At 49.8% G+C, this 7,720-nt stretch carries 7 protein-coding genes; 5 read left to right on the top strand and 2 right to left on the bottom strand.

Annotated features, from left to right (window positions below; translation table 11 throughout):
- The first annotated feature begins 185 nt into the window (after positions 1 to 185).
- From H3T88_RS08470 to H3T88_RS08455, 4 genes are all read left to right on the top strand, one after another.
- On the top strand, positions 186 to 728 hold the full coding sequence (locus tag H3T88_RS08470) for a hypothetical protein (protein WP_198204283.1): 543 nt from the start codon (positions 186 to 188) through the stop codon (positions 726 to 728).
- A 165-nt stretch (positions 729 to 893) separates the two neighbouring features.
- Positions 894 to 2,024, top strand: coding sequence for a glycosyltransferase family 4 protein (locus tag H3T88_RS08465; RefSeq protein ID WP_198204282.1), 1,131 nt, complete (start codon positions 894 to 896; stop codon positions 2,022 to 2,024).
- Positions 2,025 to 2,042: 18 nt separating this feature from the next.
- Positions 2,043 to 3,575, top strand: a complete 1,533-nt coding sequence (locus H3T88_RS08460) for a lipopolysaccharide biosynthesis protein (RefSeq protein ID WP_198204281.1) — start codon at positions 2,043 to 2,045, stop codon at positions 3,573 to 3,575.
- 181 nt (positions 3,576 to 3,756) lie between these two features.
- Complete coding sequence (locus tag H3T88_RS08455) at positions 3,757 to 4,515, top strand: WlaTC/HtrL family glycosyltransferase (RefSeq protein ID WP_198204280.1); 759 nt, start codon at positions 3,757 to 3,759, stop codon at positions 4,513 to 4,515.
- Positions 4,516 to 4,519: 4 nt separating this feature from the next.
- On the opposite strand, the gene H3T88_RS08450 is transcribed toward H3T88_RS08455, so the two are convergent.
- Complete coding sequence (locus H3T88_RS08450; protein WP_232347275.1) at positions 4,520 to 5,587, bottom strand: glycosyltransferase family 2 protein; 1,068 nt, start codon at positions 5,585 to 5,587, stop codon at positions 4,520 to 4,522.
- 53 nt (positions 5,588 to 5,640) lie between these two features.
- Positions 5,641 to 6,621, bottom strand: a complete 981-nt coding sequence (locus H3T88_RS08445; protein WP_015022663.1) for a glycosyltransferase family 2 protein — start codon at positions 6,619 to 6,621, stop codon at positions 5,641 to 5,643.
- Positions 6,622 to 6,879: 258 nt separating this feature from the next.
- Here H3T88_RS08445 and H3T88_RS08440 point away from each other — a divergent pair, with 258 nt between their 5' ends.
- Positions 6,880 to 7,710 carry a DUF4422 domain-containing protein gene (locus tag H3T88_RS08440; RefSeq protein WP_015022664.1) on the top strand — a complete coding sequence of 277 codons (831 nt, stop codon included), beginning with the start codon at positions 6,880 to 6,882 and terminating at the stop codon, positions 7,708 to 7,710.
- The last annotated feature ends 10 nt before the right edge of the window (positions 7,711 to 7,720 follow it).

Raw genomic sequence — 7,720 nt, 5'->3', positions numbered from 1 at the left:
TGCCGAGCCAGACGTCGCCGCCCAGCCCCAGCCGTCCGACGATGTTCTCGGTGCCGAAGGGGAAGAGCAGCCGGCCGGGGCCCTCCGCAGGAGCCAGGGCATCGGCGGGAAGGGATTTGACGCCCCAGATCTCGATCCTCATCCGGTTTATCTCTATAATATTGATTGCCTACTATCGATGGCACATGACAGAGTTCTCCAGCGCCGTTGGATGGCTTCTCATCGCATTAGGGACACTCATATTCGGAGCAGCTTCAATAGCTTGTGATTTCCTCTACTACAAGACAGGCGCGTCATTCTACCAATCACGGATCGGATATCTGGGCGGCGACTGCAAACTGCCGACAATCATAATCGGATTCGGAGCATTGATTATCGCCTCACATCAGCATTTTGTCAGTGCGGCAATCAACTATATAGCAGGAAGCACCCTCGCGGTATATCTCATACATGATTATCCCACGACAAGAACACTGCTGGCATCTGTTTTTAATATTGCTAAGTTCTATGACAGCGGTTGGGCTGTTCTCTTGTCTGTCGGCATCGCCCTTTTGATATTCCTGGCCTGCATTTGCATTGACATTCCCAGGCGCGCAATTTGGAGGGTCCGACTCGATAAACAACCGGGAAAGCTCTTTGAAGTGGCTTACACGCAGCTGGAGAAGGTCGGACGGCGCTTAAACCTGCTTTCTCAAGGTTTATCAGGTAACACGGTCAAAGCCGTATGATGCGCGTATCCGGCGGCACTCCGAAGGTTCGCTGCGAAAGGCGACGCAAGCAATTCTCTCCATCACGACAAAGGTATAGGATTTACTCTTATGTACAGAGTCTGCTTGATCCTTCCCGGATTGCTGCCAGTACCGGCCACCCAGGGAGGGGCCGTAGAAACTCTCGTGACCACCCTCATCAAACAGAATGAGGTCTTCCGAGAACTTGACCTGTACGTCGTCACCAGTTTCGACGATGAGTCAAAACGTCTTGCCGCCTCCTTCCGCAACACGCACTTCATCTTCGTGCCGACACCCAGCCGCACCCTCTCCAAAATGTTCCATCGTGCCGAAGTGTTGGGGAAGCTGACCAATACACTCCCACAGAAGTATCAGATCAGTGATCTATTCCATATGCGCGCCTTGCGGATGATCAAAGACATAGCTTTCGATGCAGTGGTATTCGAAGGCGGGACCCCCTGGGGATATCCAGCATTACGATTCCTTTACAAGGACCGCTTGTACCTGCATGTCCATTTTTGTGCCGACCATATCATCGAAGGTTCACAATACAAGCGCATTATAGCTGTCAGCAATTACGCGGCTCAGGCTTGGAAGCACTACTCGACCCGTCACGACCAGGATGTCCGTGTGGTCCTGAACGGAATTGAGGCCAAGACGCTTGACAGTTGCGAAGCACGCGATGCCGGCTCTGCCATAAGGGCGAAACTGGGTTTCGCACCAACGGATTTCGTCGTTCTCTGCAGCGGACGAATCATACCGGTCAAGGGCCTTCTGGAATTGACCCGTGCAGTTTCCTTGACCGACGACAGGAGCATCAAACTGCTGATCATCGGCAGTCCCGATTTCGGTCCTTCGTCCGACACTGAATATTCTCATCAGGTTCAGTCGGCAGTCGAACACCTGGGAAGGCGCGCAAAGTACCTGGGTTATGTCCCCCACGATAAGGTCGTAGATTATCAGTATGCCGCTGACGTACAGGTGGTTCCATCGCTTTGGGAAGATGCGGCTCCACTGTCTTGTGTTGAAGCGATGGCGGCGGGCTTGCCGCTCATCGTCACGAAATCCGGGGGCATGCAGGAATATACGCAACCTGAATGTGCAATCACGGTGGAGAAAGACGGCGACTTGCCAAAGTCCCTTGCGCACGCCATCGCTAACCTTAAGCGACACACTAAAATGCTACTTTCTATGAGTAAGGCAGGCCGGCTCGTATATAGAAGATATACACCTGAGAACTTTTATCACACCTTCGTCAAAGCCATGAAATGGCGAATTTCGCTCCCCTTGTCCTGATTATGATTGCGGCCTCCAATGAAGGATAAACAGCTTTTAATTAATCTGATTTCCAGTCTCATCAACTTCGCCGTTAACATCGGGATTGGATTTATACTCTCCAGTTATATAGTTTCACATGTAGGCACTGAAGCCTATGGTTTTATAGGTCTCGCCAACAATATGATCAACTATGCTTCTTTCTTGACCATAGCTCTGAATTCCGTTGCGGGACGGTTCATTACCGTCGCCTACCACCAGGGGCAGAGGGAGGAAGCCGACAAGTACTTTTCCTCAACATTAGCGGCCAACTTCATACTCTCGGCAATACTAAGTGCAGTTGCAATCCCTCTCATATGGAAACTGGAAGTGCTGGTGAACATTTCCCCTGCACTAGTGAAAGACGTCAAGCTGCTGTTCGGATTCATATTCTTGAATTTCATAATAACAACGATGACAACTGTATTGAACGTAGCTACATTTGTGAAGAATCAACTTTATCTTTCAAGTTTAGCCAATATTGCTTATTCTCTCATGAGAGTCATGACCTTGTTCCTGTTGTACTCACTGCTCCCGGCCAGGGTCTTCTATGTCGGAGTGGCTACCTGTCTAGGCACAGTGGTGCTATCTTGGCTGAATTATCGATACACCAAACTACTCACCCCTGATTTACGATTCCGAACCAAGGAAGTATCTGCCGAAGCGACCAGACACATGCTCAGCTCCGGGATATGGAACAGCGTCATCAAGCTGCAGCAGATACTGTCGGACGGCCTTAGCTTACTCATCGCAAACTTGATGGTCAGCGCCCATTCAATGGGTCTACTGTCTATCGCCCAAGTTATCCCAAATGCTCTTTCAGGCATCATCAGTACGATAGCCAGCTTGACCTACCCGGAACTAACCCGGTTCTTCGCCCAAAAGAACAAGAATGCGATGATATCAGAGATAAAGGTAGGGATGAGAGTCAGTGGGCTCTTCACCAACATAATCGGCGTGGTGCTGGTCACAAGCGGTTACAGGCTGATCCAGTTATGGCAACCCAATCAAGACGATAAAACCATATACATACTGATGGTGCTGACCCTGAGCGGCTTTTCTCTTTCTGGTGTCGCCGCAACGCTGCAGAACATACCCCTCATCACCAATCATTTACGCGCTTATTCCCTTTGCTGGCTGCTATGCGGTGTTGTTTCCTCCCTGGGCTCGATCGCATTGGCCGCTTGGACCTCTTTAGGCGTCTACGCAATCGCCGCTGTCCCGCAAGCAACCGGGTTCTTGATGAACCTCCTGTTTGTCCCTATATATGCATCGAAGCTGCTTGGGATAAAATGGACCGCCTTCTATCCCATATATCTGCAGTACACCGTCGCCAGCATCATAGCGTGCTGCTGTTGTTCGGGCCTTCAGATCATATTGGGAAAACACGAGATGGGGTGGGCAACATATCTTGCCGCCTGCTTCCTTTATGCGTCCATTACCGCAGGCATTGATTTTTTCGTCCTTCTGGGGAAACAGGAACGCTCAAGGATGGCGGATATCATCAAACACTACACGGCAAAACTGCTGTAGATCCATACTACGGGCGACAAGCATGAAGGAAGAGGCATGAAAGACGGAATCACTCTGGTAACCGCTTATTTCCGGTAGGCAGGGGTCTATGGGGCCAAAGCGCACGAACCAATGACCAATACATGTATTACTTCTCCTGATGGGCAAAGCTCCAAAATGACTGATTGTATTCACCACTCCGATGTTGGCCGAACGCATCTGCTCTCTTCGCCAAACCCTTTCCCCATCCAGCACAATAGTGATAGCAATCGAAGATCCGCGAGAGTTCGACCCCGACATGTTGGATTTGATGGAACGAACAGGGAAGGCCTATTTGCCTTATGCTTTCTGCCAGGAGAAGGCCGAATTCAATAATGCTTTATACGACTACATCACGTACTGCAAGTTCTCCTGCCCTGAACGAGCCGCCACTTTGGCGAGTACAGAGCGGCTCGCATGGATTGATTTCGGATTCGACCATGGCGGCACATTCTACCAGGACGAATCATTCTTCGAGTCCACATGGTCATACTCAGGTTTTAAGAAGCCGGTTTCCCTCTTCAGTCTCAGTGAGCTTGATGACAGGCCGATTTCCCAACTTCTGCAGACCTCCGACACCTATATTCAGGGAGATTGTTTTACGTGCAAAACCTCCTTCGCTTCTCAGTTGAAGCAGGATGCGACCCAGCAATATCTGCATATTCTGAACTGCGGCTACATAGATGCCGACCAAGTCGTATTGCTCATGTGCCTGTGCATTGATCCTGAGCATTATGAAGCCTTGCCAAGTGACTGGTTCTCACAATTATTGGATTATAACGATGCGCAACAACCCAGGAAGGGGACTCTATACACCGACATTCCAGCACCAGGGTTTGCCGACAGGATGAGATGGCGGAAATCCTGTATCAGATATCTGTCTCAGGAATTCAAAAGGCTATCACGCCAAGTATCGCAATAATCAATCATCTTCCGTCACAGCTTTTACGGTAGCGAAGAACGGCAACCATCCTTGCATATCTGCGAGGGGAGAAAACAAGGCAGAAAGCTCTTTTCAGCTTCTGCCTCCACCCCATGCCGCAGGTGCCGATCCTCGCCATCACCGCTTTCGCTTGGTTTGAAACCATCCGAATAACCTCGGCCTGGGGCTGCTCAAGATCTTTGTTTTCTTTCTCCAGCAAGCAGATGGCAATGAATTGACTTATCAACGAGTCAAAGGTGCCGGCAATCGCTGCATCAATGTGTTCAGAATGATAGAAATCAAGACGTTCAGATAGCGCCACGGCAGCATCTGCAGTGCTTCGAAGAGTCTTCTGCTTCATGATGCTGCCCGCTCTTTGGACATAGTGATAGAGAATATCATTAGATACAGCGACTTTTTTACATTCAGAAGCTATCGCATGAAACACAAACTCATCTTCATGGAGCCTTCCTTCCGGGTAGGCGATGCCGTCCCATTTTTCCCTCCTATACAGTTTGTTCCAGGCAACGATGTCGCCCCAGTGATCTGGCCTCGCTGCGTCAATCATCAATTGGGTTCCTGTGACGACCCCGCTGCGGGGGAAAATCGGCCCCTCCGACAGCGCGTGACCTTCATCGTCTTCCTCCAAGAAAGCGCACATCGACATATCGGCTTCACCATGCGCAAGGGCACGATAAAGACACTCTATAAACGTCGGTTCAACATAGTCATCACTATCAACAAATGCTACATAATCGGTCTCGCAAGAAGCCAGTCCACGGTTACGTGCAGCCGATAACCCCTTATTCACCTGATGAATTACCTGTATACGGGTGTCTGTGTCACCCCACTGATCGCATAATTCGCCGGAACCGTCAGTTGAACCATCATCTACCAGAATGATGCTCAACTCCCTGTATGTTTGCGTTACAAGACTCTGTACACAACGGTCTAGGTAACTGCTTACCTGGTATACGGGTACGACAATCGTAATCACCGGCCGTCCTACCGTGTGAAAAGCGCCAGACTCGCCAGCTCGTTCAATTCTCAACCGTGCCGCCTCTTGCCTCATCATTGTGCACACGCTCCGATATCCGTGCTCCCGTCGCCAGCCACATGCATAGCTTATCCAAAACGCCAAAGATGATGTACCAAGAGGTCGTAAAGACGGTATCTGATCAGTAGCAGCTGAATCTTTCGTTTCAAAGTCGGTTTTATTTTCATCTGCCCGTGTGAAAGTGAAAACAAGCTGGTACGGATATGCGCCAACAGTTTCTCCGTTTCGTCATCTGTCCCGTCTCCGGCAAGGTTGTAGACGAACAGCAGCAAATCAATTCCATGCAATCTAAATTCCTGGTACAAACCCAGCCGCTTGGCATTCTCGGAGATCCGGCAGATCGCCCGATATCCGCCCTTTGCCTTTTCCAGGTTTTTACCCTGCCCAAGAGAATCATTCTGCCTTATGTTATATACATACAACTTGGCCTGGCAATATCGAACTACATTTGCTTTCGGAAGGAGCTCATTCAAGAATACTGCGTCTTCGAGAACATTAATATTTACAGGATACTTAACCCCTGCTTGGAGAAGGAATTCTCTATTATAGAGGAACAGCATCGAGTAATTGCCTAGTCTCCCCTCATATATGTAACGCAGACACTGGATGCCGCTTGTTTCCTTGACCGTAGGGAAAGCAGCAGGGATCACAACTGTCCTACTTGATTCGCCCTTCCCCTTTCGGACAATGAAATCGTAGCAGACCAAATCCGTTTTACCGGTGTCCGCTATTGCGACCAGCCGCTCCACTGCTTTCGGCAGTAGGACATCGTCGCTGTCGACAAAAAGCAGGTAACGTCCCTTGGCCGCGACGATACCGGCATTCCTTGCATACCCGGGACCGCTGTTTTCTTCATGGATGACGGAGATTTTGTCGAATGTCCCGGCATAGTCATCACATAACTCACCCGAGCCGTCAGTCGATCCATCATCGACCATCAGAATCTCGATGTCCTGGTAAGTCTGATTCATCAGACTCCTGACACAGGCATCCAAATATCCGACTACGTTATAGACCGGCACGATAATCGAGACCGCGGGAGTATCCATAGTTCTTCTTGCCTCACAAATCCATGGGACGTCAGCAATGCGCGATGGTCAGTATATATCCCTACCGTTGAAAGCGGCGACCCAGCTGCACAGCGTCATGAGATATGCCGCAGCCAGAATCCACCCGGTAAACCGAATTTTTGCTGTGATTGCAGAGACCTTCATTCTGAACCGAATCCCGTGGCATAGTATCTGGAAGTATATAATTCTATCCTTAGACCATGAGTGCGCTCGCCGCCGGTAAAGGAAAGAGGATTCATGAACAGGCATCCGGGGAGGGATACATCGCCTGCAAACGACATCACGGTGGCGGTTGTTTCACACAAATCCTATCCCGCACCCAACAAAAGCCCCTACCTCCCGCTTCACCTGGGTGCCGCCCTTCACCCTGATATTTTGGAAGATTGGGCGCAGGACAATACTGGCGCCAACATCTCCGAAAAGAACGGCGAATACTCGGAACTAACCGGATTATACTGGCTCTGGAAGAACTGCGGCTCACAATATCAAGGACTGGTTCATTACCGTAGATACCTTGGCAGCAAGAGCCTTGCCGGCAGGATGCCCACCAATCACTGGCAATCTCGAGTCGTGCAGGAAGACGAGTTGAGGGAATTATTCCAGTCGGTCGACATCATCCTCCCTCGAAAGCGGAATTACTTCATTGAAACCATATACTCGCACTATGCTCATACTTTTCCTGCCATACAACTCGATAAAACAAGGGAGATCATCGATTCGACATGGCATGGCTACCTTCCTGCCTTCGACCACGTGATGGCTTCGACTACGGCACATATGTTCAACATCTTCATTATGGAAAAGAAGAAACTCGATGATTACTGCTCCTGGCTGTTCCCCATCCTGGCCGAACTGGAAAATCACATCGATGACACTGGATATGACGCATTCAATCTCCGGTACCCCGGCAGAATCAGCGAAATGCTGCTTGACGTCTGGCTTTACACAAATGGCTATGGGTTTACTGAACTACCGATAATAAACTCTGAGCCTGTTAATTGGGTCAAAAAGGGAAGCAGCTTTCTACGGGCAAAATTCACCGGCAAAAAGTATGCATCGAGTTTCTAGGAAATCCGGG

This window comes from Bifidobacterium sp. W8110 (genome assembly GCF_016101375.1).
GTDB lineage: Bacteria > Actinomycetota > Actinomycetes > Actinomycetales > Bifidobacteriaceae > Bombiscardovia > Bombiscardovia asteroides.
Note: the sequence above shows the minus strand (reverse complement) of the source record. Positions and strands in the feature narration are given on the sequence as shown.